The sequence below is a fragment of the Caulobacter sp. 602-2 genome, from assembly GCF_011043625.1.
Taxonomy (GTDB): Bacteria; Pseudomonadota; Alphaproteobacteria; order Caulobacterales; family Caulobacteraceae; genus Caulobacter.
The window spans coordinates 153532-177594 of sequence record NZ_JAAKGT010000005.1 but is presented as its reverse complement, the minus strand read 5'-3'; the positions used below and the strand labels follow the sequence as shown (position 1 = coordinate 177594).

General features: G+C 70.4%; 24 protein-coding genes. 11 read left to right on the top strand and 13 right to left on the bottom strand.

Features of this window, described 5'->3' with window-relative positions; translation table 11 throughout:
- Positions 1 to 143: 143 nt before the first annotated feature.
- Together G5B46_RS12955 and G5B46_RS12950 are read right to left on the bottom strand one after the other, a co-directional pair.
- Positions 144 to 593: a MarR family transcriptional regulator gene (locus G5B46_RS12955; RefSeq protein ID WP_165259199.1), complete on the bottom strand. Its 450-nt coding sequence runs from the start codon at positions 591 to 593 to the stop codon at positions 144 to 146.
- Positions 590 to 1006: an organic hydroperoxide resistance protein gene (locus G5B46_RS12950; protein WP_165259197.1), complete on the bottom strand. Its 417-nt coding sequence runs from the start codon at positions 1004 to 1006 to the stop codon at positions 590 to 592. The genes G5B46_RS12955 and G5B46_RS12950 overlap by 4 nt, the downstream gene beginning before the upstream one ends.
- Before the next feature lie 196 nt (positions 1007 to 1202).
- Between G5B46_RS12950 and G5B46_RS24850 the strand changes: the two genes are divergently transcribed.
- The 5 genes from G5B46_RS24850 (at position 1203) to G5B46_RS12925 (ending at position 4324) form a co-directional block, all read left to right on the top strand.
- Complete coding sequence (locus tag G5B46_RS24850) at positions 1203 to 2117, top strand: DUF2268 domain-containing putative Zn-dependent protease (RefSeq protein WP_165259196.1); 915 nt, start codon at positions 1203 to 1205, stop codon at positions 2115 to 2117.
- Positions 2118 to 2190: 73 nt separating this feature from the next.
- Positions 2191 to 2544 carry a DUF6152 family protein gene (locus G5B46_RS12940; RefSeq protein WP_165259195.1) on the top strand — a complete coding sequence of 118 codons (354 nt, stop codon included), beginning with the start codon at positions 2191 to 2193 and terminating at the stop codon, positions 2542 to 2544.
- Complete coding sequence (locus tag G5B46_RS12935) at positions 2545 to 3015, top strand: hypothetical protein (RefSeq protein ID WP_165259193.1); 471 nt, start codon at positions 2545 to 2547, stop codon at positions 3013 to 3015.
- 56 nt (positions 3016 to 3071) lie between these two features.
- Positions 3072 to 3887 (top strand): TIGR02587 family membrane protein, encoded by an 816-nt coding sequence (locus G5B46_RS12930; RefSeq protein ID WP_165259192.1) that lies wholly within the window; start codon positions 3072 to 3074, stop codon positions 3885 to 3887.
- Complete coding sequence (locus tag G5B46_RS12925; protein ID WP_165259191.1) at positions 3887 to 4324, top strand: hypothetical protein; 438 nt, start codon at positions 3887 to 3889, stop codon at positions 4322 to 4324. The genes G5B46_RS12930 and G5B46_RS12925 overlap by 1 nt, the downstream gene beginning before the upstream one ends.
- 4 nt (positions 4325 to 4328) lie before the next feature.
- Here the strand turns inward: G5B46_RS12925 and G5B46_RS12920 are convergent, their stop codons facing one another.
- Positions 4329 to 5036, bottom strand: a complete 708-nt coding sequence (locus tag G5B46_RS12920; RefSeq protein WP_165259189.1) for a DnaJ domain-containing protein — start codon at positions 5034 to 5036, stop codon at positions 4329 to 4331.
- 139 nt (positions 5037 to 5175) lie between these two features.
- Between G5B46_RS12920 and pdxH the strand changes: the two genes are divergently transcribed.
- Positions 5176 to 5844 carry a pyridoxamine 5'-phosphate oxidase gene (gene pdxH / locus G5B46_RS12915; RefSeq protein ID WP_165259187.1) on the top strand — a complete coding sequence of 223 codons (669 nt, stop codon included), beginning with the start codon at positions 5176 to 5178 and terminating at the stop codon, positions 5842 to 5844.
- A 7-nt stretch (positions 5845 to 5851) separates the two neighbouring features.
- On the opposite strand, the gene G5B46_RS12910 is transcribed toward pdxH, so the two are convergent.
- The 3 genes from G5B46_RS12910 to G5B46_RS12900 form a co-directional block, all read right to left on the bottom strand.
- Complete coding sequence (locus tag G5B46_RS12910) at positions 5852 to 6964, bottom strand: lysozyme inhibitor LprI family protein (protein WP_165259186.1); 1113 nt, start codon at positions 6962 to 6964, stop codon at positions 5852 to 5854.
- 24 nt (positions 6965 to 6988) lie between these two features.
- Positions 6989 to 7486, bottom strand: a complete 498-nt coding sequence (locus G5B46_RS12905; RefSeq protein ID WP_165259184.1) for a BTAD domain-containing putative transcriptional regulator — start codon at positions 7484 to 7486, stop codon at positions 6989 to 6991.
- Between the two features lie 106 nt (positions 7487 to 7592).
- Complete coding sequence (locus G5B46_RS12900; protein ID WP_165259182.1) at positions 7593 to 8213, bottom strand: TetR/AcrR family transcriptional regulator; 621 nt, start codon at positions 8211 to 8213, stop codon at positions 7593 to 7595.
- 148 nt (positions 8214 to 8361) lie between these two features.
- Here G5B46_RS12900 and G5B46_RS12895 point away from each other — a divergent pair, with 148 nt between their 5' ends.
- The gene (locus G5B46_RS12895) at positions 8362 to 9861 is read left to right on the top strand and encodes a bifunctional aminoglycoside phosphotransferase/ATP-binding protein (RefSeq protein WP_165259180.1); all 1500 of its coding nucleotides are present in this window, start codon (positions 8362 to 8364) and stop codon (positions 9859 to 9861) included.
- A 118-nt stretch (positions 9862 to 9979) separates the two neighbouring features.
- On the opposite strand, the gene G5B46_RS12890 is transcribed toward G5B46_RS12895, so the two are convergent.
- A complete protein-coding gene (locus tag G5B46_RS12890) occupies positions 9980 to 11734 on the bottom strand; it encodes a response regulator (protein WP_165259178.1) in 1755 nt (584 codons plus the stop codon).
- A 262-nt stretch (positions 11735 to 11996) separates the two neighbouring features.
- Here G5B46_RS12890 and G5B46_RS12885 point away from each other — a divergent pair, with 262 nt between their 5' ends.
- Positions 11997 to 14897: a long-chain-fatty-acid--CoA ligase gene (locus G5B46_RS12885; protein ID WP_165259176.1), complete on the top strand. Its 2901-nt coding sequence runs from the start codon at positions 11997 to 11999 to the stop codon at positions 14895 to 14897.
- Between the two features lie 92 nt (positions 14898 to 14989).
- A complete protein-coding gene (locus G5B46_RS12880; RefSeq protein ID WP_165259174.1) occupies positions 14990 to 16468 on the top strand; it encodes a GMC family oxidoreductase in 1479 nt (492 codons plus the stop codon).
- A gap of 223 nt (positions 16469 to 16691) precedes the next feature.
- On the opposite strand, the gene G5B46_RS12875 is transcribed toward G5B46_RS12880, so the two are convergent.
- The 5 genes from G5B46_RS12875 to G5B46_RS12855 form a co-directional block, all read right to left on the bottom strand.
- The gene (locus G5B46_RS12875; protein ID WP_165259172.1) at positions 16692 to 17180 is read right to left on the bottom strand and encodes a hypothetical protein; all 489 of its coding nucleotides are present in this window, start codon (positions 17178 to 17180) and stop codon (positions 16692 to 16694) included.
- 103 nt (positions 17181 to 17283) lie between these two features.
- A complete protein-coding gene (locus G5B46_RS12870; RefSeq protein ID WP_165259170.1) occupies positions 17284 to 18480 on the bottom strand; it encodes a GAF domain-containing sensor histidine kinase in 1197 nt (398 codons plus the stop codon).
- Positions 18481 to 18594: 114 nt separating this feature from the next.
- Positions 18595 to 18801, bottom strand: a complete 207-nt coding sequence (locus G5B46_RS12865) for a hypothetical protein (protein ID WP_165258972.1) — start codon at positions 18799 to 18801, stop codon at positions 18595 to 18597.
- A 179-nt stretch (positions 18802 to 18980) separates the two neighbouring features.
- A complete protein-coding gene (locus tag G5B46_RS12860) occupies positions 18981 to 19454 on the bottom strand; it encodes a GatB/YqeY domain-containing protein (RefSeq protein WP_165259169.1) in 474 nt (157 codons plus the stop codon).
- Positions 19455 to 19539: 85 nt separating this feature from the next.
- On the bottom strand, positions 19540 to 20757 hold the full coding sequence (locus tag G5B46_RS12855; protein ID WP_240903460.1) for a heparan-alpha-glucosaminide N-acetyltransferase domain-containing protein: 1218 nt from the start codon (positions 20755 to 20757) through the stop codon (positions 19540 to 19542).
- A 19-nt stretch (positions 20758 to 20776) separates the two neighbouring features.
- On the opposite strand from G5B46_RS12855, the gene G5B46_RS12850 reads away from it, so the two are divergent.
- On the top strand, positions 20777 to 22828 hold the full coding sequence (locus tag G5B46_RS12850) for a TonB-dependent siderophore receptor (protein WP_205691652.1): 2052 nt from the start codon (positions 20777 to 20779) through the stop codon (positions 22826 to 22828).
- A 111-nt stretch (positions 22829 to 22939) separates the two neighbouring features.
- Here the strand turns inward: G5B46_RS12850 and G5B46_RS12845 are convergent, their stop codons facing one another.
- Entirely contained in the window at positions 22940 to 23836 is an 897-nt protein-coding gene (locus G5B46_RS12845; protein ID WP_165259168.1) for an MBL fold metallo-hydrolase, read from the bottom strand.
- Between the two features lie 69 nt (positions 23837 to 23905).
- Between G5B46_RS12845 and G5B46_RS12840 the strand changes: the two genes are divergently transcribed.
- The gene (locus G5B46_RS12840) at positions 23906 to 24058 is read left to right on the top strand and encodes a hypothetical protein (RefSeq protein ID WP_165259167.1); all 153 of its coding nucleotides are present in this window, start codon (positions 23906 to 23908) and stop codon (positions 24056 to 24058) included.
- Positions 24059 to 24063: the final 5 nt, after the last annotated feature.

The window sequence follows — 24063 nt, the reverse complement described above, 5'->3', positions numbered from 1 at the left end:
ATCCGTAGAGCCGGGATCTCCCACGTTGGCAGGTTCTGAACTGTGGGAGATCCCGGCGCTCCGCTGCGCTACGGCCGGGATGACAACTACTATAAGTTATTGAAACAGATAACTCATTGCCCTCGTCCAATTGAGTACAGACCCTACACCGCCAGCCGCTTCAGCCGCTCGCGCAGGTCCACCAGTTCGGGCATCGGCGTGTCGAGTCGGCAGAAGAACTGCTCGGCCACGCCCAGGGCCTGCTCGCGCATGGCGTCACCGGCGTCGGTCAGCGAGATGATCACCCGCCGCTCGTCGTCGGGATCGCGGCTGCGCACGATCAGGCCGGCGCCCTCCAGCCGTTTCAGCAGGGGGGTCAGGGTGCTGGACTCAAGGTCCAGCGCCTGGCCCATCTCGCCGACGGTGCGCGGGCTGTGCTCCCACAGCACCAGCATGGCCAGGTACTGCGGATAGGTCAGGCCCAGGGCGTCCAGCAGCGGCCGGTACAGGCGCGTGACCCGGTTGGCCGCGCTGTAGAGCGCAAAGCAGAGCTGGCGGTCGAGGCGCAACACCTCGACCGCTTTGTCCAGGGCTATGTCGGCGTCCGAGGTCATGCAGCCTTTACGTTGAGGGCGACATCGATGTTGCCGCGGGTGGCGTTGGAATAGGGGCAGACCTGGTGCGCCGTGGCAACCAGGGCTTCGGCCTCTTCCTGCGAAAGGCCCTGGGTTTCGACTTCCAGCGCCACTTCCAGCTTGAAGCCGACCTCTTGCGCGGCGAGGCCCACGACGCCGGTGACGGTCGAGCTGGTCAGCGGGATCTTCTTCTGGCGGGCCACGAAGGCCATGGCGCTCTGGAAGCAGGCAGCGTAGCCGGCCGCGAACAGCTGCTCGGGATTGGTGCCGTCTTCCTTGCCGCCCAGGGCCTTGGGCATGGCCAGGCGCACGTCCAGCAGGCCGTCGTTGCTGCGGACGCCGCCTTCGCGGCCGCCGGTGGCCGTGGCGCGGGTTTGGTAGAGAGTGCTCATCGGGTTCGCTCCTGCGACTGAATTGGTGAGAGCGATTTAATCGTGCGCGATATAACTTCAAGGGCGGCGTCGCGATTTTTTTCGCGGCGGCCTGGAAGATGCTGACACGCCTGGGACGGGCGCGGTGGCCTGGCCCTTGATCTTCGCGGCTTCGGCAGGCCAGTTTCGCCGCGCGATAAGAAAAGGGGGAGGGGCCGTGCGATCCTGGATTCTGACGACCGGCCTGGCGGCGGCGATGGTTCTGGCTGGTCCGGCCTGGACGAAAGGGGCCGCGTCCAGCCTCGACACCGCCGACGTCGACCTGTTCTACCGGCTCTACGATCAGGCAGGCGGCCGCCCCAGCGCCGAACAGCTTCAGGCCGGCTATATCGACGCGGGCTCGCCGGGCCTGCGCACCTTCTTCGATGCTCGCCGCACGACCGCGACCCGGCTGGCCGAGGCCATCGCCGCACGGCCTGAACTGTACCGGAAGGCTCGCGCCTGCGCCGATGTGCTGCCCAAGGTGAAGGGGCGGGTGGATACGGCTCTGGGCAAGTTCACCGCGCTCTATCCGCAGGCGCGCGTGCCCACGGTCACCGTGGCGGTCGGCCGCGGCAAGCCGGTGGCGATCGGCAGTCCGGTCACCGGCGTCCAGGTCGGGCTCGAGGCCCTGTGCGCCACCGAGTTCATGAACCCCGACACCGAGAGCCGCTTCGTCGGCGTGCTGCTGCACGAGTACGCCCATGCCCAGCAGAACCCGCTGCTGACCGAGAAGGAAAATCCCACCGTGCTGGAGACGGCCCTGCTCGAAGGCGGCGCCGAGTTCGTCACCGAGCTGCTGATCGGCCGGCCCGCCTACGTCTATTTCGAGCCCCTGACCAAGGGCCGCGAGCGCGAGATCGAGACCGCCTTCGCCGCCGACCTCGACAAGACCGATCTGTCGGCCTGGTTCTACAACTCCACGCCCGAGAAGCCCGCCGATCTCGGCTACTGGACCGGCTACCGCATCGCCAAGGCCTACTACGCCAGGGCCCGCGACAAGCGCGCGGCCCTGCGCGACATCCTCACCGTGTCCGACGCCCGCGCCTTCCTCGCCGCCAGCGGCTGGACGCCGGGGATGACGCTGGAGTGACCATGGGGGCGCTTGCCCCCGCCGTCGCTTCGTGTCCCACTTCGCTCGTCGGGACGTGAAGAGGTGAAGACCCATGTTCAGGCTCATGCCGCTCTCGGTGGCCGCCGTCGTGCTCGTCGTTCCCGCCGCCGCCCTGGCCCACCACGGCTGGAGCGCCTACGACGCCGACAAGACCCTCAAGATCACCGCGCCGCTGACCGACGTCAGCTGGGGCAATCCCCACGGCGCGGCCAAGGTGCGCCACGCGGGCAAGGACTGGGACGTGGTGCTGGCCCCGGTCGCCCGCATGGAGGCGCGGGGCCTGTCGCGCGAGATGCTGACCTCGGGCAAGGCGGTCACGCTCGAGGGTTATCCGCGCAAGGACGGCGTGGCCGAGATGCGCATCGAGCGCGTCACGGTCGACGGCAAGACGGTCGAGCTGCGTTAGGTGGAGCTGGTCTCGGCGCTGCAGGACTCCGCGTTCGGGGCCTGGGCGCGGGGCTCGGCCTACGCCTATCCGCTGGCCAACCTGCTGCACCTGGCGGGCCTTGTCCTGCTGGTCGGGGGCGTTGGCCTGCTCGACCTGCGGCTGGCGGGCGCCTTTCGGGCGCTGCCGGTCGCGGCCCTGTCGCGGGTGCTGACGCCGATGGCCGCGGCCGGGCTGGCGCTGATGGCGCCCACGGGCCTTGTCCTGTTCGCGGCCGACGCCGAGGCCCTGGCCGGCTCTGCCGTGTTCCGCTGCAAGCTCGTGCTGATCGTCGTCGCCCTGGCCAACGCCGTCGCCTTCCGCCTGCTGTGGAGCGCTCGCCTGTCGGCCTGGGACGCCGCCGCGCCGCCGGCGGCCCGGCTCATGGCGCTGGCCTCGCTCGGGCTGTGGGTCGCGGTCGGGGTTCTGGGACGCCTGATCGCCTACGCCTGAAGCGGAACCCGCCGCCAAGCCTGGCCGTTGCAGGGGCGGTGACGGGAGGAGCCGCCTTGGACGCAAACGCCGCCTATGGTCGGGCCCTGGCCCGCGCGTTCGGCGGGGCGCTGCTGTTCTCGTTTCCGCTGCTGATGACCATGGAGATGTGGTCGCTGGGCATGGCGGTCGAGCGGACGCGGCTGCTGGCCTTTCTGCTGCTGTCGCTGCCCATGCTGCTGGGGCTTTCCTACTACGCCGGGTTCGAGCCGACCTTCCGCCTGAGGGACGAGGTGCTGGACGCGCTGGCCGCCTTCGGCGTCGGCTTCCTGCTGGCCGGGGTGCTGCTGGCGGTGTTCGGCGTGCTCTTCCGGCAGGGGCTGTCCTTGCAGGCCGATCTCGGCAAGGTCGCGCTCTGCGCGGTTCCAGGCGCGATCGGCGCCTTGGTGGCCGGCAAGCAGCTGGGCGAGGGCGCTCCCAGCACGCACGAAAAGGAGCGGGCCGGCACGCTGGGCGAGATCTTCCTGATGGCGGTCGGCGCGCTGTTTCTCGCCTTCACCGTCGCCCCGACGGAGGAGATGATCCTGATCGCCTACCAGATGGGCCCCTTGCAGGCCCTGCTGCTGATGGCGCTGTCGGTGCTGCTGCTGCACGTCTTCGTCTACCGGCTGGGCTTTCCCGGCGAGAGCCGGCGGCGCGAGGCGGGCGGGGCTTTGCGCACCTTCGTCGGCTTCACCGCGCCCGGCTACGGCGTGGCGCTGGTCGTCAGCCTCTATCTGCTCTGGACCTTCGGGCGCACCGACGGCGTCGCCCCGCACGAGATCGCCACCATGACCATCGTCCTGGCCTTTCCCGCCGCGCTGGGCGCGGCCACCGCGCGGCTGGTGGTCTGATGGCGACGGCCAAGCGCGCACCGGCCAGGCGCAAGCCCGCGCCCGCCAAGCCGTCGTCGCCGAACGCGCCGCCGCTGCTGGAATGGATCTCGGCGGCGATCGGCCTGGCCTGCGCCCTGACCGCCATCGGCTTCGTCGCCTGGGACGCGGTGCTGGGCGAGCGCTCGCCGCCGGCCATCGAGGTGCGGCTGGTCGAGGTCACGCCGACGCCGCATGGCTTCGTGGCGCAGGTCGAGGCGGTCAACCACGGCGGATCCTCGGCCGCCCAGGTGGCGATCGAGGGCGTGCTGAGCGGGCAGGGCGGGCCGGAAACGGCGCAGGCCACCCTGGACTACATTCCGCAGAGATCGCGGGTGAGCGGCGGGCTGGTGTTCGAGCACGACCCGCGCGCGGGCCGCCTGACGCTGCGCGCCAAGGGCTTCGCCGACGCGTCGTGAGCGATCAGGCCGCCCAGGCGGCCGCGAAGCGCTTCAGCTGCGAGCGGGCGGCGCTTTCGTGCACGGCGCCGGTGCGCTCCAGGCGCAGGAAGAGGTCGCCGGCGGTATGGGCGGCGCGGGCCGGCAGGCCCTGGCCGTTCAGGCGCACCAGGCCCCGCTCGGCGGCCTTGGTCGAGATCCATACGGTCCGCGGGCCGATGACGGTGTCCAACTCCACGCGCCCGCCCTCGGCCAGCACCTTGGCGTCGAGGCGCACCGTCAGCCACAGGTCGTGGCCGCGCACCAGGGCGGCCGGATCGGCCTTGATGCGCGCGGTCAGCAGGGTTTCGCCCACCCGCACCGTGTCGCCGTGGCGCAGGCCGGCGGGAAGGGTCAGGCGCAGGCGGCGGCCGCCGATCTCGGCTTCCAGCGCGCCGCCGGAAAAGGCGAAGGCCGGCTCGATCTCCAGCACCGCCTGGCTCGGCATGGCCGGGGTCTGCACGGTGGCGGGGGGAAAGCCCAGGCCGGCCGGGGGCTCGATCCCCTGCAGCAGGCGATAGGCGGTCAGCACGTCGCGGAACAGGGCCGCATCGCCGCCGGGACGGTCCGGGTGGGCGCGCTTGGCGGCTTCGCGATAGGCCGCGCGCAGCTCGCGCTCGTCGGCGCCGGGCGCGACGCCCAGGATCGCGCGGGCGGCGGAAAGGGACAGGGAAGGGGCCGAGGCGGCGGTCATGCCGCGACCCTGCGCCGACTTGGTCAACGGGGCGTTAAGTTAACTTCTTCGGGCGCGGGATGCGGCGATCGGCGGCGGCCGTCTCTTACGTGTCCGGTCAAGCATGGCCCCAGGCCGCGCACGGGCCTATATCCAGGGCATGACCGACGCGCCGCTGATCCCTGCCTCGCCCAGCGAGGACGACTATGTCGCCCAGGTGGCCTCGGCCACCCCGCCGCCGCTGCTGCCCGAGGGTGATCCGATCCACCTGTTCGGCGAGTGGCTGGCCGAGGCCGGCAAGTCCGAGCCCAACGACCCCAACGCTATGACCGTCTCGACGGTCGACGAAAGCGGCATGCCGGATTCGCGGATGGTGCTGCTCAAGGACGTCGATAGCCGCGGCTTCGTCTTCTACACCAACCTGGAAAGCGCCAAGGGCCGGGAACTGGCCGCCAATCCTAAGGCGGCCCTGCTGTTCCACTGGAAGTCGCTGCGCCGCCAAGTGCGGGTGCGCGGGATCGTCGAACCGGTCAGCGAGGCCGAGGCCGACGCCTATTTCGCCAGCCGCGCCCGCCACAGCCAGCTGGGCGCCTGGGCCAGCGACCAGTCGCGGCCGCTGCCCGACCGCCTGGCGCTGGAGCGCCGCGTGGCCGAGATGGGCCTGAAGTACGGCCTGATCGGCAAGGTGCCGCGCCCGCCGCACTGGTCGGGTTTCCGCATCGTTCCGCAGGTCATCGAGTTCTGGCGCGACCGGCCGTTCCGCCTGCACGAACGCCTGGTCTACGAGCGTGTCGACGGCGCCTGGACGACCAGCCGCCTGTTCCCCTGAGAAGGCCTCAGTACCCCGAGCAGCGCTGGGCGTAGCTCGGGTCGATCTCGAAGTCGGCCAGGATGCAGGCCAGTTGGCCGACGCGATCGCGCGTCAGCCGCGCCGCCAGCGCCTCGGTCGAGGCCCTGGGCCAGGCGAGCGGGGCGAAGGCCAGCCAGGCGTCGCGATAGGCGATCCAGGCCCGCTCGGTCTCGCGCACGCCCTCGCGGGTGATGTCGCCGGCCTGCGCCTCCTGCCGAGGCGGCAGTTCGCCCAGGGCGACGCGGTAGACCTGGTTCAGGGTCCGGTCATAGGACCGGTGTTCGCCCGCGCCCGTGACGCGGGCCGAACCCGACAGCTGCTCCAGCTGCTCGACATGGACGTCGCGGGCGTCTTCGGAGATCCGAAGCGGAACGCCCCGGTTCTGCGCGCCCGGCGGGGACTCGTTGTCCTGGCGAACCTGGATGAACCGCGCTTCGGCCGCGTTCAGCGCCTCATAGGCCTGGCGGGCCGCCGGCGAGAAGTCGCGCGTGAGCACCGCCAGCCGGGCGGCGCGGACAGGTTCGGCCACCTGCGCCTCGTGCGCCAGGCACATCGGTCCAGAGACGTTCGATGCGCCGATCATCACATCGGAGCAGTAGTCGAAGGGCTCGCTCGCCGACCCGCCCCGCCGACGCACGTCCAGCGCCTGCACCAGGTTGTCGTTGTCGACCGGCGCGCCCCAGACGGCGCAGGCCATGCGGACGGCCAGGTCCAGGTCCTTCTTCGCGCCCCGGCCGTTGGCGTAGATGGTCATCAGCATGCCCGCGCCGGCGAACGCCTCGTACGGCTTGTTCTGGTTCTTCATCTCCAGGATCGCGCATTGCCGGGCGCGCACCGGATCGGCGGTCATGCCGATCCCATAGTAGAGCGCCTCGGACGAGCAGCCCTCCAGGGCCTTGGCTGTCGCCGCGTCGGGCAGATCTTCCGGCGGCGGGGCGCGATCGCGCACCGCGCGGCACAGGGCCTGGCTGGCGGCGAACTGCGGATCGCCATAGCTGCGCCCGTCCGGATCGCCGAAATAGCCGTCCTGGCCCGCGAACCCGCACAGGGCCAGCGCGGCCAGCGCCACGGCGCCGGCGGCGCGAAATGTCGTCTTCATGGTCTTCCCCCAGAGACCGCGAGCCTAGCGCAGCTGCGCCTCCACCGCCGCCAGCTTGCGCTTGTACAGCGCGTCGGGGCGCGGGTCGCCGAAGGCGTTGCAATAGCGCCGGGCGGCGGCCGTCCGAACCTCAGCCGCGTAGGCCTTTGCGTCCAGGGTCGTGTCGGTGCAACGGGCCGCGCCCGACTCCAGGTCCAGCGCCAGCCGCGCTTCGAGCGCGGTGCGCCTGGCCTCGTCGAGCCGGCCCGCGCGCGCCTGCAGCCAGGCGATCTGCGGCAGCAGGGCGTAGTTGGCCGCCTCGTTCAGCGGCAGGCCGTCGGCGGCCCGCAAGGCCGCGAGCGCGTCGGCCTGGCGTCCGGCGGCGAGGGCCTCGTAACCCCTGTCGATGGCGGCGCGATATCGGGTGTCGGGCCCGCTGGCTTCGCGCTGGCGGAAGAGATCGGCGTCCGGTCCGGCCAGGGCCGTGACGGCGGGCGCGCTCGCGGCGGCGGCGAGCAGGGCGGCGAGGACAACGCGGCGCATGGGCGTCCTTGCGGGAATGCCGGGATCGGCGAGCGTCAGACTAGCACCACCGACGATCCGCGTAAGTTGTGCCGGCGCAACGCTCGACCTTAATCGTCGAGCGCGCTCACCCCGTGCCGTAGCGCGCCAGGAAGGTCTCCACCGCGTCCTCGGCGATCTTGTTCACCGGCCGGTCGGGCTGCACCTCGTCGCCGGCCGAGAGGCCCAGCACCAGGGTGGCGTGGTCGAGCATGCCCATCAGCTGGCCCGCGGCCCAAGAGGGCTTTTCGACCTTCAGTTCGCCGCTCGCGTTCAGTTCCTTGACCACCTGGATCGCCGCCCCGCCAAGGGACTCGCGCGCCGCCCCCAGGAAGTGGTCGGCCACCCCCTCGAAGCGCCGCCGCTCGGCGGTGACCATCCGGAACATCGCCCGCGTGGCCGGCGTGGCGAAGAACTCGGCATAGGCCCGGGAGAGGGCGGTCAGGCGGGCGCGGGCGTCGCCGCCGGTCTTGGCGCTCTCGCGCACCGGCTCGGCCATCGTCCGTACGCTGTCGACCACGACGGTTCGGAACAGCTCGGCCTTGCTGGGGAAGTAGGCATACAAGGTGGCGGTCGAGACGCCCGCCGCGCGGGCCACCGCCTCCATGCCGGCGTCCGCGTAGCCTTCCTTGAGGAAGATGTCGCGAGCCGCGGCCAGGATCTCCGCCTTCTTGTGCTCGGACCGCTTCAGTCCGGCGCCGATGAGCATGGGATTCCTCAACATCAGACTGTGATGGTTAAACGCTACTATCGCGTAAGTAGATCGCGCAAGCGTCCGCGAGGACTTGCACCGAACTTTGCGCTATGGGACGCCCGGGCGCCGCCGATCGGGCGGGCGAAGACGAAGGTTGGACGGCGTGATCAAGGACGCGGAAGCGGCGCGCGAACAGGAAGTGGCGGCTTGGCTTGGCCAAAAGGCCGATCAGACCATCGAGACCTCCTGCGCTCGGGTGTTCCTGGTGGGCGAGTCCGCCTTCAAGGTGAAACGCCCGGTCGACTTCGGTTTCTTGGACTATTCGACCCTGGAGTTGCGCCGCTGGTCGCTGCAGCGCGAGCTTTCCTTCAACCGCGCCGCCGCGCCCGACATCTATCGCGCCGTGCGCCAGCTGACCCGGACCGCCGATGGCGGCATCGAGATCGACGGGGCCGGCGAGGTGGTCGAGTACCTGCTGGAGATGCGCCGGTTCGACGGCGAGTCGGTGCTGGCCTCCCAGCCCTGGGCCATCGACGACGCGCTTGAGGAGTCGCTGGGCCGCACCATCGCCCAGTTCCACGCCGGCGCAGCGCTGCGCCCGCAGGGCGGCGGCGTCTCGGCGCTCGGCTACACCATCGCCTCCAACGCCAACCTGCTGCGGGGCCTCGCCCCGCGCCTGGGCGCCCAGGCCGTCGAGCGGCTGGTCGAGGAGACCGATCTGGCGCTCAAGCGCCTGGGTCCGCAGCTCGACGCCCGCGCGGCCGAGGGCTTCGCCCGCCACTGCCATGGCGACCTGCACCTGGGGAACATCCTGATCGAGGACGGCAAGCCGATCCTCTTCGACTGCATCGAGTTCAACGACGCCCTGTCGGACATCGACGTGCAGTACGACCTGGCCTTCCTGCTGATGGACCTGGATTTCCGCCGTCGTCGCGACGCCGCCGGCCGGGTGCTCAACGCCTATCTCGACGAGGCCGCCCGCACCTTCGGAGAAGGCCTGTGGACGGGCCTGGCCGCCCTGCCGCTGATGCTCAGCGTCCGCGCCGCCGTGCGCACCCACGTCTGGGCCTATACCGGCGACGACGAGGCCGCCCGCGCCTACCTGGCCACGGCCATCGAGCACCTGGCCCCCAAGCCGGTCAGCCTGGTGGCCACCGGCGGCCTGTCGGGCTCTGGCAAGTCGACCTTCGCCCGCGTCTGCGCGCCGGGCCTGGGCGCGGCGCCGGGCGCGGTGGTCCTGCGCACGGACGAGATCCGCAAGCGCCTGTGGAACGTGCCCTCGCTGCAGCGCCTGCCCAAGGAGGCCTATACCGCCGAAGTCAGCGACAAGGTCTATGACGAGCTGTTCCGCGACGCCGAACTCGTGCTCAAGGCCGGCCGCTCGGTCGTCGTCGACGCCGTGTTCATCAAGCCCGAGCAGCGCGCCCGCGCCGAAGCGCTCGCCAGGAAGCTCGACGTGGCCTTCCAGGGCGTCTGGCTGGAAGCCCCCGCCGACGTCCTGCGCGGCCGCGTCGCCGCCCGCGTCAACGACGCCTCCGACGCCGACGTCGCCGTGCTGGAAAGCCAGCTGACCCGCGACACCGGCGACATCGACTGGCGCCGCGTCGACACCGTCAGCGCCTTCGAGGACGAGGCCAGGGCCCTGGCCGAGCAGATGGGGTGACAAACCCCCTCAGTCGGCTTCGCCGACAGCTCCCCCAGAAGGGGAGCATCTAGCGGCGCAGATCCTCCCCCTCTGGGGGAGGTGGCCCCGGAGGGCCGGAGGGGGCGCGCCGCAGGCGCTACCCCACCGCCGCGGCCGGCGGCGGCGTGCGGTCCACCGCCATGGCGATGGCCGAGATCAGGTCCAGCGGCTTGACCGGCTTGCCCAGGTGTTCGTCGAAGCCCAGCTTCAGAAAGCGCTCGCGATCGCCGGCCATGGCCGAGGCGGTCAGGGCGATCACCGGCGTGTTCGCCGCCCCGGCCGCGCCCGAGCGGATCTCCGACAGAGCCGTCACCCCGTCCATCACCGGCATGTTGATGTCCATCAGCACGCAGTCGAAGTGCGAGGCCTTCAGCGCGTCGAGCGCCTGGCGGCCGTCCTCCACCACCGTCAGGTCGACGCCGGCGGCCTCCAGCATCAGCCGCACGACCATCTGGTTCATCGGATTGTCCTCGGCCATCAGCACGCGCGGCGTCGCGCCATCGTCCTCGGCCGCCTCCGACGTCGGCGCGGGCAGGGGCGGGGTTTCGGGGCGGGGGGCCTGGATCAGGAACAGGAACCGCGCGCCGCGCTCGGCCGGCTCCAGGCTGAGATCGCCGCCCATCCGGCGGGCCAGCGCCCGGGCGATGGTCAGGCCCAGCCCCATGCCGCCATAGGCGCGCGACACGCTCTCGTCGGCCTGGGTGAAGCTTTCGAAGATCCGCTCGGCGAAGGCCGGGTCGATGCCGGGGCCGGTGTCGGTGATGCGCACGGCCACGGTCTCGCGCCCGTCGGGCGCGGCGCCCTGGCCCGAGACCTCGATGGTCACCCCGCCCACGCGCGTGAACTTCAGGGCGTTCGACAGCAGGCCGCTCAGCACCTGCCGGATCCGGGCGGGATCGGCGTGCAGGCGGTCGGGCGCGGACGGATCGATGCGCACGTCCACGGCCAGCCCGCGGACCATGGCCATGTCGCGCCAGGTGTCGGCCACCGCGTGGATCAGGTCGTGCAGGTCGAAGTCGCAGGGCGTCAGCTCGGCGTCGCCGGCATCGAGGCGGGCGATGTCGAGCACGTCGTTGAGCAGCTGCATCAGGCTGTCGCCCGAATGGATCATCAGCTCGACATAGTCGCGCTGGCGCTCGTCCAGGTCGGTGGCCTTCAGCGCGTGGGCCAGGCCCAGCAGACCGTTCATCGGCGTGCGCATCTCGTGGCTCATGGTGGCCACGAACACCGACTTGACCCGCGAGGCGGCCAGGGCGCGTTCCTTTTCCAGCCGCAGGCCGCGCGTCAGCTCGTCCATCTTGCGGGCGGCGGCGCGGTTCAGCAGCATGGCGTTGATGGTGGTCGCCACCAGCATCAGGATCGCCCAGCGGTTGGTCAGCGACCCTATGCCGTGCGGCGCGTTGGTCAGGAACGGGAAGGCGACAAGGCAAACCAGCGGCGGGGCGGTGGTGATCGCCAGCAGGCTGATCGGCTGGTGCCGGAAGTTCTGGGTGAAGATGATCTGGCCGGCGCACACGCCCAGGGCGGCCAGCCGCAGGTCCTGGTGCGGGAACATCCACAGCGCCACGGCCAGCCACGACCACACCACGTTGATCGGGATCGAGGCCAGCACGAACAGCGCCCGCAGGCGGTCGGTGGTTTGGCCGGTGAACCGGCGGATGACCAGGGAGGCCAGGGCTTCCCCCGCCGCCAGGGCGCCGAACCAGCCGGCGGCCATGGCTGGACCCAGAGCGATCCCGACGACCATGGCCACCAGGGCGGCGGACACCAGACGCGACATCGTCAGGCGGCGTGTGTCGTTCGCCACTTCGTCGAGCCGTTCGTCGGCGCCTAGAGCATCGAGCCATCGCATGGCCGTGCACCCCGTCCCGCAACCTGGAGCGAACCAGGTCGCGCTGAAGCTAACCGCAAAACGGCGTTCTGGGAGTGAACGGGCCATGCGGCCGATCAGCGCGGCCGTGTGGAAGCCTCGATACTCTACGCCTCCGTGCAGACGCGCGCAAAGTCGGCGCGTTCGCCATGCTCGCCTGGGGCGAGCCATGCGTTGCGCCGCCGGGCGGGCGCCGCTAGCCTCTCCTGAACAACGATAAGCAGGACGCGGGAGAGCGGTTTCGATGCAAGGTCTGATGCAGCATGGCGCTCTGACGCTCGACAAGATCATCGATCACGCCGCCCAGTGGCACGGCGGCCGCGAGGTGGTCACCCGGTCGGTCGAAGGCCCCATCGTCCGCACGACCTACGCCGAGATCCACAATCGGGCCAAGCGCGTCTCCAACCTCCTGCTGGCGCTGGGGATCAAGCCGGGCGACCGGGTCGGCACCCTGGCCTGGAACACCGCCCGCCACATCGAGACCTGGTACGGGATCATGGGCATCGGCGCGGTGTGCCACACCCTGAACCCGCGCCTGTTCCCCGAGCAGATCGCCTGGATCGCCGACCACGGCGGCGACCGCGTGATCTTCACCGACCTGACGTTCCTGCCGATCATCGCGGGGATCGTTCCCCGCCTGCCCAATGTCGAGCACGTGGTGGTCTTCACCGACCGCGACCACATGCCCAAGGACTTCCACCTCGCCGGCGAGGCGCCGCACTTCAAGGGCCTGCTGTGCTACGAGGACCTGGTCGCCGAGCAGTCGGCCGACTGCGTCTGGGGCGGTTTCGACGAGGGCACGGCCGCCGGCCTCTGCTACACCTCGGGCACGACGGGCGACCCCAAGGGGGTGATGTACTCGCACCGCTCGAACTTCCTGCACACCTTCATCACCATGCAGCCCGACGTGATGGGCCTGTCGCAGCGCGACGTGATCCTGCCGGTGGTGCCGATGTTCCACGCCAATGCCTGGGGCGTGGCGTTCTCGGCCCCGGCCACCGGCGCCAAGATCGTCATGCCGGGCGCCAAGATGGACGGCGCCTCGATCCACGAGCTGCTCGAGACCGAGGGCGTCACCTTCTCGGCCGCCGTGCCCACCGTCTGGCAGATGCTGCTGCAGCACCTTGAGAGCACCGGCTCGAAGATCACCACGCTGAAGAAAGTGGTGATCGGCGGCGCGGCCTGCCCGGAAAGCATCATCCGCGCCTTCCACGAGAAGTACGGCGTCGAGGTGGTCCATGCCTGGGGCATGACCGAGACCTCGCCGGTCGGCACGCTGTCGACCATGACCGACCAGCTGGAGAAGCTGTCCTACGACGAGCAGATCCCCTACCGCCTCAAGCAGGGCCGCCCGCCGATGGGCGTCGAGCTGAAGCTGACCGACGACGACGGCAAGCCGCTGCCGCACGACGGCAAGGCCTTCGGCCACCTGAAGATCCGCGGGCCCATCATCGCCGCCGAGTATTTCCGCGGCGCCGGCGGCAAGATCCTCGACGAGGAGGGCTTCTTCGACACCGGCGACGTGGCGACCATCGACGAGATGGGCTTCATGCAGATCACCGACCGCGCCAAGGACGTCGTGAAGTCCGGCGGCGAGTGGATCAGCACCATCGAGATCGAGAACATCGCCGTCGGCCACCCCAAGGCCGCCCTGGCCGCCGTCATCGGCGTGCCGCATCCCAAGTGGGACGAGCGTCCGATCCTGCTGGTCAAGCTGAAGGAGGGCGAGACCGCCACCAAGGAAGAGTTCATCGACTTCCTGCAGGGCAAGATCGCCAAGTGGTGGATGCCCGACGACGTCGTCTTCGTCGACGAGATCCCGCTGGGCGCCACCGGCAAGATCGACAAGAAGCTGATCCGCCAGCGCATGAAGGACTATGTGCTGCCCACGATCGGTTCGGCCGCCGCCGGTTCGGCCACCCTGGCCGCCGCCGGTTCGGCCACCCTGGCCGCCGCCGACGGCGCCCAGGCCGCCGTGCTCTACGCCCCCGAGCCCGTCGCGGCCCCGGAGGACGTGGTCGAGGACGAGGCCCCGCAGGCAGAGGCGCCGGTGGAGCCGGTCCACGAGCCGGAGGTCGCCGCCGCGCTCGCCGCGGCCGAGCCCGTCAGCGTCGAGGCCCTGGCCGCCGCGCTGCCCGATCCCGAGCCGGCCCCGGTCGCTCATGTCGAGCCGGCCGAGCCAGTCTCGCCCGAGGACGTCTTTCCGCACGCGCCGCTGGTCGAGCCGCAGACGGGGCCCCTGGCCGCGACGCCCGAAGAAGCCTTCGACGCCCCGCCGGTGTTCGTCGCCGAGGAGCCGCCGCTGGCCATGCCGCTGAGCGCCGCCAAGCCGCGCAAGGCCAAAGCCGCCGCCAAGGCCGCATCCGGCGACAAGGGCGGCTGGGCCGCGCCGATCCTGACCGGCGCGGTGGTGATCGCCCTGGTCCCGGCCGTGCTGGTCGTGGCCGGCGCCCTCGGCGCTCGTTTCGGCCTGCTCGACAAGGCGGTGGCCTACGACCTGATGACCCGCGACCTGGCGCCCGCGATCGCCTGGCTGAGCCTGCTGACCGGCGGGCTGGGCGTGATCGTGGCCATGATCGGCGGCATCCGGCGCCACTGGCGCCGCGCGCTGCTGGCCCTTGCCATCACTGTCGCCACCTTGGGCGTCTTCTTCCTGGCCACCGGCACGCCCGCCCGCGCAGCCCCCGTGGGCGACGTCGCCACCGACTGGAAGGCGCCGCTGGGCTTTTCCGAGGCCGTGATCGCCGCGCGCGGCGAGGCCTCGGCTCCGGTGTTCGAGGCCCCCAGCCTGCCGGTGGGCTCGGAGCTGTTCGCCGGCCGCCAGGTGGCCGAGGTCAACGCCGAGACCTGCCCGGCGGCCAAGACCCTGGTGCTGGACCGCTCGCCCGCCGACGCCTACGAGGCCGTCAAGGCCGCCGTCCAGGCCAAGGGGCTGAAGCTGGTCACCGACGATCCGAACGACGGCCGCATCGAGGCCGCCGGCGCCAGCTTCTGGTACGGTCTGAAGGACGACGTGGTCGTCCGCGTCCGTCCGGACGCCGGCGGCGCCCGCGTCGACGTCCGTTCGATCGCCCGCGACGAGGGCGGCGACCTGGGCCGCAACTGCGGCCGCGTCACCGGCCTGCTCAAGGCGATCAAGGGCTAGAATTCGAATCCACCCATCCGGGTGTGTGATTTGATACAACCTTTAGGCGTTCGGCGCCGCAAGTTGCATGAGAGCGAACGGGGGAGGCTCTCATGCTCCGCAATGGCAAGGACATCGCCGAAGGCGCGGTGATCGAGACGCAGGTCTGCATCGTCGGTTCGGGTCCGGCCGGGATCACCGCCGCCTGGGAGCTGCAGAAGGCCGGGGTGAAGGTCACGCTGATCGAGGGCGGGCCCGACAGCCCCGGCGGCGCGCTCGACCCCACCTGGCCCGACAAGAGCCTGCTCTACGCCGGCAAGGCCGACGGCCAGTTCGCACAGACCGAGCCCGACTTCCTGATCCGGCCCTACAACCGGGCCGGCGGCCCGTGGGAGCGCGAGCGGATGTTCGGCGGCACCTCGGCCCACTGGGGCGGGCAGTCGCGCCCGCTCGACCCGATCGACTTCGAGGCGCGTCCGGGCTTTCCCGGCTGGCCGATCGACCGCGCCGAGCTTGATCCCTACTACGCCAAGGCCGCCCAGCTGTGCCTGCTGCACGGGGATGACTTCAGCCCCCAGGCCTGGGCCGAGATCCTGCACGCCGAGGTCCCTGAACTGACCGGCTTCGACACCACGATCTACCAGTACCTGGGCAAGCCCTACCTGAACTTCGCCACCCGCACCTTCGACGGCGTGACGATCGCCGACAGCGACGTCGACGTCATCGTCAACGCCACCCTGCTGCAGATCGAGCAGCACCAGGGCCGGGTCTGCGGCTTGCGGGCGGCCAGCATGGACGGCGCGAGCCCGCCGAAGAAGGCGACCGAGTTCACCATCAAGGCCGATATCGTCGTCCTGGCCTGCGGCGCGGTCGAGAACGCCCGCCAGCTCCTGCTGTCCGACGTCGGCAACGATCACGACCAGGTCGGCCGCTACTTCATGTGCCATCCGCTGTCGAACGGGCCGGTGCTCAGCGCCAGCGGCGCCTACCTGACCGACGCCCAGACCCGGCTGATGGCCGGCCAGACCCTCAGCGGCAACCGCGCGGTGCCCTGGCAGGATGCGAACGGCGTTCGCGTCTCGGGCCGCTTCTCGCCCACCGCCGACGAGCAGAAACGGCTGGGCATCGGCAGCTGCTGGTTCTGGGCCAACTACGGCCAGTACTATTTCGAGATGGCCCCCAATCCCGACAGCCGCATCACCCTGGCCGACACGGTCGACCCGGTGTTCGGCCAGCGCCAGACCCACATCACCTGGCTGCTCAGCGACCGCGACGAGGCCACCTACACCCAGACCACGGCGCTGTTCAAAGCCGCGGTCGAGGAGCTGGGCGGCGACGTCTATTACCAGCCCTGGGCCAGCGTCAAAGCGGGCCTGACCGTCAACGGCCACCACATCGGCACCACTCGCATGTCGGCCGATCCCGCGCAGGGCGTGGTCGACGCCGGCCTAAGGGTCCATGGGCTCGACAACCTCTATGTGGCCGGCTCGTCGGTGTTCCCCTCGACCGGGATCTCCAACCCGACCTTCACGATCATCACCCTGTCGATCCGCCTGGCCGAGCATCTGGCGGGCAGGGTGGGGTCGCCGTAGCGATCCCTCCGGCGCGGTGAGCGGGCTCGGGTCGGCTGGGTCGATCTCGTGGGACTAGGGTCCGCCGCAGGCTTCGCCGGTACGCCTAAAGTTTGTCATCCCGGTCGTAGCGAAGCGGAGCGCCGGGATCTCCGTCCGTTCCAAAGCTTCAGACGTGGGAGATCCCGGCTCTGCGGACCGCTGACGCGCTCCTTCGGCCGGGATGACAAGCATCCCTAGGCAACTAGTCCGAAACCCCGACGACCGGCGCCTCCTGGTGCGCCAACGAAAGGCCCATGTTGAGCGCGTAGTCGGCGACCATGAAGCCCTGGGCGAGGATCAGGTGTCCCTCCGGGTCCGTGGTCGCCATCGGCGAGGTCGCGATGGCGCTTTCTCCCAGCTGGAGCATCCCGATGGTCAAGGCGATGATATCGGCGGTCTGGCCATCGGCCTGGATCAGCTTGTCGTCGGGCGTGAGCCTGTCGATGGTCAGCAGGCCCCTCGTCGTCAGAACCCACTGATTCCTGGCGCAGATCAGCTCACGGTCTCCACCCACCTTGCACAGGACGGCCGGCGATGCCGCGCCGCGCCCGGTTCCGCTGGAGTACTTGACGGCGGTGGCTTTCCAGTCCCGGCTCAGTCCCGCCGCCCAGACCGTGTCGCCGACTTGCAGGTCTTCGATGGCCTTCGTTTCGGTCGCGCTGATCGCGATCTGGGTTCCGTTCACCAGCAAGGCCGCCCTCCCTCGACAATCGAGCAGCCGGCCATCGCCGACGCCCCCGCTGGGCATGGAGCGGCGATTTTGGTTCTATGTAAAGTTGCGGCCGCGCCTTGGGTCAGGCCCCCGGCAGGGTCACGGTGAACACCGAGCCTTCGCCGACCCGGCTGCTCACCGTGATCTCGCCGCCCATCTGACGCGCCAGCCGGCGCGAGATCGCCAGGCCAAGGCCGGTGCCGCCGAAGCGGCTGGCCGCGCCGGGCGCCTGCTCGAAGCGTTCGAAGATCCGCTCCAGCTGATCGGCGGGAATGCCCACGCCGCTGTCGGAGACGGTCATCACCAGCTGGCCGCCGCGCGCGGCGATGACCAGGCCGATCTGGCCCAGCTCGGTGAACTTCAGGGCGTTGCCCAGCAGGTTGACCAGGATCTGGCGCAGGCGCGAGGCGTCGCCGCGCACGATGGGCAGGGCGCCCGCGATCTCGGCCGAGAGCGCGATCTCCTTGGCCAGGGCCCGCTCGGCGAACAGTTCGACGGCCGAGCGCGCCACCTCGGCCACGTCGATCGGCTCGTCGGTTTCGCTCACCGCACCGGCCTCCAGCCGCGCCAGGTCGAGCACGTCGTTGACGATGGTCAGCAGCTTCTCGCCGGCCGACTTGGCCTTGCCCGCCAGCATCCGCTCGCGTTCGGGCAGGTTGGGCGAGGCGGCCAGCAGGCCGTTGAAACCGATCACGCTGGTCAGCGGCGTGCGCAGTTCGTGGGTCATGTTGGCCAGGAACTCGCTCTTGGCCTCGGTCGCAGCCTGCGCCCGACGGGTCAGCAGTTCGTTGCGGGCGTTCAGCAGCCGCAGGTCCATCTCGGTGACCACGATCTGGGCCAGCGCCTTCAGCCGGCGTTTTTCCTCGTCGGTCAGCGGCGGGCGCGGCCGCTGGTCGATGACGCAAAGCGCGCCCAGCCGATGGCCGCTGTGCAGCCGCAGCGGCGCGCCGGCGTAGAAGCGGATGTTGGGATCGTCGGTGACGAAGGGATTGTCGCGGAAGCGGTCGTCGCCCTCGGGGTCGAGCACCTCCATCACCTCGTCGGACTCGATGGTGTAGTGACAGAAGGCGTCTTCGCGCGGCGTGCCGCCCGGCTCCAGCCCGACGATCGACTTGATCCACTGCCGGTCGGCGTCGATCAGGGTGACGGCGGCGATCGGCGTGTCGAACAGCTCGGCGGCCAGGGCGGTGATCCGGTCGAACGCCGCCTCGGGCGGCGTGTCCACGAGCCCGTACTCATGCAGGGCCGCGAGGCGGGCCGTCTCGTCGCTGCTGAACATGAAGTCTTACGCCGTCCGAACTCGGCGCGGGGAGGGGAGCGCCGCGGCCATTTCAGCAAGGGCGGCGGCCTGTGTCGAGTATCGGACCATTGCCGCCTCGGCAGGGCGAACGGATTACTGCCCGCCGGCCGCCGTCGCTTCCACGCCTGCGGGCCGCGCGCCGTTGGCCGCCATCGCGGCGTTGGCCGCTCGTTCCCTCTCCAGCGCCTTCTTCTTCTTGTCTTGATCGTGATGCCACTTGATCGAGAAGAACATGCCGATGCCCAGCACCAGGATCTTGAGTGGGAAGAAGACTATAGGAAACCAGTTCGCCCAATCCACAGCGTTACTCCGTCGGGGGCGCTGAAAGCTAATTCGCAGCGTCTCGCTAACGAAGGGCGGTCTACCAACTTTATTCGTGCGGGTGTCGTGGACAAAGTGTCCAAGCGCGCAGCGGCGGCTGAACGTCAGGCGCGGGGCGTCGCTGCGCGGTCCGTCAAGACCGCGCAGCCGCTGGCGAACTAGCCCCTGGCCAGCGCGCTGGCCGTCTTGCCGTCGTACTGGCCGCCGAAGCTGGTCTTCAGGTGGGCCATGATCGCCCCGACATTGGCGTCGGGGTTCTTGGCGCGGAAATCGTCGATGGCCGCGCGCAGTTCGGCTTCCGTCATCTGCTTGGGGCCGTACGACGACAGGATCGCCAGTTCGGTCTCGGCCGCCTTGGTCCGCTCGTCCACCTTCGACGTATCGCCGCCGGCCTCGACCAGGCGCGCGCGTTCGGTCGCGAGATTATCCAGCGTCAGCTTGGTGTTCTTGGCGAACTTGGCGACGGTCGCGACGACCTTCTCGTCGGTGACCTCGGTCACGCCGCGCTTGAATTCCTCGGTCGTGATCTGCGTGGCCTCGCCGATCAGGGTGGTGAGCACGTCGGCCTTCAGGCGGTCGCTCGCCTTGCGCGCCGCCAGTTGGTCGGTCTTCAGCTGGTCGAGCAAAGCCATGTCGTCGTCCTTTCAGGTCACGCTCTTAGATAGCGCTGTAGGTCATGATGACCGCAGCACTTTCAAGAGCGCGTCATCCCGGGCGCTACAGATACTTCATCCACGGCTGGCGGCTGGCCCGCTTGACCGGGCCGAACCAGCGGCAGGCGTACCAGCACGGAACCGCGACCAGCGCGGCCAGCAGCCAGATCGACGCCACGCCGGGCAGGCTCCAGACCTCGCCCTGGTTCGGGCCCAGCACGGCCACCGCCGCAAGCTGCAGCAGATGCAGGGCGTAGAGGTGGATCAGATAGAAGAACAGCGGCGCGCCGCCCAGCACCGCCAGCCATGAGACCAGCCGCGCCGGCGCCTTCTCCAGCCCCGCCAGCAGCAGCGCGCCGACGCCCAGCGTCAGCAGCAGGAAGTCGGCCGAGGGCGGGTACTTGGTGACGTTCAGCCAGCTCATCACCGTGCGGATCGGGCTGGAGCCGACGACCCACGGCGTCTCGCCATAGCCGTTCACGGTGCGCAGGATCACCAGCAGCGCCAGGGCGCCCAGGCCCGTCAGCAGCAGGCGGTTGCGGCGATCGCGCCAGGCGCCGACGAACCAGGGTCCGGCCGCGTAGCCCAGGGCCGCCACCCCGATCCACGGCAGCAGCGGGTACGAGGTGCGGGCCCGCGCGCCCCACGGCAGGTCGATGAAGCCCCGGTCGTGCAGGATCGCCCAGATGGCGTGGCCCGGCTGGCCCGCCGCGATGCTGATGGGGTCCAGCAGGTTGTGGCCCAGCACGATCACGAGGCCGACCGCGACCAGCGCCGCGCGCGGCAGGTGAACCAGCGCCGAAAGCGCGATCATCGACAGGCCGATCGCCCAGATCACCTGCAGGTAATAGGTCCTGGGCGTCAGGTCGAAGGTCCAGGCGAAGCTGACGAAGGTCAGTTCCAGGAACACCAGGAACAGGCCGCGCTTGAACAGGAAGGCCGAGGCGGCGCGGGCGGTGGCGCGCGGATCGTTCCCGCCCGCCTTGCGGCCATAGAGCCAGGCGGCCAGGCCCGTCAGGGCCACGAACACCGGCGCGCACAGGTGCGCCGCCAGCCGGGTGAAGAACAGGGACGGGGCTGTCGCCTCCACGTCCATCGGGTCCGAGACCTGGGCGTGGATGAAGAAGAACTCCCGCACGTGGTCGACCATCATCAGCAGCATGACCAGACCCCGCAGGGCGTCGATGGCGGCGATCCGGCCCGCCGACGGAGCGGGGAGGGCGGTCGATACGGGGTTGGTTGACAGCATCACCCGGGCGGCATAGCTGATATGAAATAACATTACAAACGGAGTTGCTCTCTTGCCCCTGTCGTGGAGCTGCGTCAGCGCATGCCTGCTGGCCCTGTCCGCCGCCGAGCCGCCGGAAACCGTCCCGGCCGCCGAGACGGAGCCCCACGCCGTGGGCGAGATCGTCATCCTGGGCCGGCGCGGGGCCGCCCGCGACGTCACGCTGGGCGCGGGCGAGATCACCCAGGCCACCTCGCCGTCCAGCCGCTCGGTCGAGCGCGACCTGCTCGACGCGGTCGGGGCCGGGCGCCTGGCCGACGCGCTGGAGCTGACCAGCGGCGTCTCCCAGCAGAACAACCGCGGCGGCTTCCTCGACAACTTCGCCATCCGCGGCTTTCTCGGCACGCCCGACGGCGGGGCGGAGTATTACGTCGACGGCTTCCTGGCCAATCGCGGCCTGGCGCCGCCCCGCGATCCGGCCACGGCCGAGCGCGTCGAGATCCTGAAAGGTCCGGCCGGCGCCCTGTTCGGCGACATCGACCCGGCCGGCCGCGTCAACATCGTCTCCAAGACCCCGCAGTTCGTGCGCGGCGGCCACGTGGCCGCCACCGTCGGCTCGTTCGGCCTGCGCCGGGGCGAGATCGACGTCACCGGCCCGCTGTCCGACACACTGGCCGCGCGCCTGGTGATCGCCGACGAGCGCAGCGACGGCTGGCGCGACCATGTCGACCTGCACCGCCGCGCCGTCGCCCCGTCGCTGACCTGGCGGCCGACCGACGCCCTGCGCCTGACCTATGTGGGCGAGTTCACCGTCTTCGACGCGCCCTTCGACCGCGGCGTGCCGGCGGTGAACGGCGACGCCTTGGCCATCCCGCGCTCGCGCTTCTTCGGCGAGCCCGGCGATGGTGTGACCCGCTTCCGCAACGAGCGCCACCAACTGACCGGCGAGTACGAACTGTCGCCCGACTGGCGGCTGACGGCCGGTTTCGCCTACCGCACCGGCGACATGCACGGCTTTTCCAGCGACCAGTCGCGCCTGGTCGGCCGCCAGCTGTGGCGCCAGCGACGCGAGCGCGACTATGCGGTGGAAGACGTCTCGGGCCGCCTCGAGCTCGACGGCCGCCTGGGCGCTCACCACCTGAACGTCGGGATCAAGGGCTACACCCTCGACTACAGCGAGTTCCTGCTGCGCCGGAACCCGACCGCCGACGCGCCGCACGCCATCTCGATCGACGCCCCGGTCTATGGCGGCCAGGCCCTGCCGCTGCTGCCCTTCACCGACAATCGCGAGACCCGGCGCGTCGCCACCCTCTACGCCCAGGACCTGTGGCAGGTCTCCGAGCGGCTCAGCCTGCTGGCCGGCGTGCGGGTCGACGACTATCGCCAGACCGTGCGCAACAACCGCACCGGCGCGGTCGGGCGCGGCGAGGGCTCGCCCGTCGACTATCGCCTGGGCGCCCGCTACCAGCTGACCGACGCCCTGACCGCCCACGCCAGTTTCGGCCGCTCGTTCCTGCTGAACTCGGGCACCGGCCGCACCGGCCAGGGTTTCGCGCCCGAGAAGGGCGAGGGCTGGGAGCTGGGCCTTTCCGGCCGCTGGCCCGGCGTCGACCTGGCCGTGGCCCTGTTCGACATCGAAAAGCAGAACATCCTGGCCAACGACCCCGTCGACGCCAGCTTCCTGGCCCCGGTCGGCCAGCTGACCAGCCGCGGCGTCGAGTTCGACGGCTCGTTCGAGGTCAGCGCCGCCTGGCGCGTGGTGGTCAACTACGCCTGGACCGACGCGAAAGCCGACGACACCGCCTTCGCCAGCGACGCGGTGCTGAACGTGCCCGAGCACTCCGGCGGCGCCTTCGCGGTGGGAACCTTCGATCGGTGGTCGCTGACGGTCGGCGCCAGCTACATGGGCGACCGGGCCGGGGCGCTGGACGGTTCGGGCCTTATCCTGCCGTCCTACTGGAAGGCCAAGGCGGCGGTCGAGTACGCCGTGACGCCTAAGATCGACCTACGCCTGGAGGTCGACAACCTGCTGGACGAACACTACGCCCAGAGCTCCTACAGCCCCGTCTGGATCTTCCCCGGCGCGCCGCGCACGGTCCGCGCCAGCGTCAAGGCGCGGCTTTAGGGCTGTGCGTCCTTCGAGGCTGCGCCTCGCACCTCTGGATGAGGGGCTTGTCGCCCCGAACTCCTCATCCTGAGGCGCCCGCGAAGCGGGCCTCGAAGGACGCAAGACGGTTCAGGCCAGCCGATATTCGCTGTCCAGGCCCGGCGGGCCGTCGCTGATCACCCGGCCCTCGCGCACCAGCTGGATCAGGTGCGCCAGCATCGACAGCGCCGCGGCCGGGTGCAGGCGCGGATCGACCGCGGCGTACAGCACCGGGACCATCGCCTTGATCCGCGCCGGGCCGTCCGCCAGGGCCGCCAGCACCTGGGCCTCGCGCGCCCGGCGGTGGTCGACATACGCTTTGAGGAACGGGGCGACCTCGCGCACCGGCGAGCCGTGGGTCGGCCACAGGGTGGAAAAGCCCCGCGCCTGGATCTTGGCCAGGCTGGCGAAATAGTCGCCCATGTCGCCGTCGGGCGGGGTGATCACCGTCGTCGACCAGCCCATCACGTGGTCGCCGGAGAACAGGGCGTTCTCCTCCTTCAGCGCGAAGCAGACGTGGTTGGAGGTGTGGCCGGGCGTGGCGATCGCCTCCAGCGTCCAGCCGGGCCCTTCGAAGAGGTCGCCGTCGGCGATCTCGATGTCGGGGCGGAAATGGCCGTCGTCTTCGGCGTCGAGCTGCACGCCCGTCTCTTCCGAGATCTCGACCGCCGGCGCCGGCCGCCCCCAGATCCTTGCCCCGGTGCGCTGCGCCAGCGGGCCGGCGAGGGGAGAGTGGTCGGCGTGGTGGTGGGTCACCAGGATGTGGCTGACGGTCTCGCCGTCCAGCGCCGCCAGCAGGGCGTCCAGGTGGGCGGGGATATCGGGCCCGGGATCGATCACCGCCACGGTCCCGCGGCCGACGATGTAGGTCCCCGTCCCGGTGTAGGTGAACGGCCCGGGATTGTCGGCGATCACCCGCCGGATCAGCGGCGAGACCTGGTCGCAGCGGCCGTACTCGAACTCGATCTCGCGGACGAAGGGGATCATCGCGGTCCTGACCAGTGAGCGGCGCGGCTCTTGCGCTTAACGAACCGTAAACCCTGTGGAGTGCGGATCATGGCGGCCGACGCGGCGATTTTTGTTTCAAAACGGCTCCAGCGCGCCTGCTTCGCCGTCCTGTGTCTCATTGCGGCGCAGTTCGTGCTGGCCTCGTGCGAGCCGGAACCCAGCCCGATGGCCGCCCGCGTGAGCACGCTGGGCGGCTACTGAGGGTT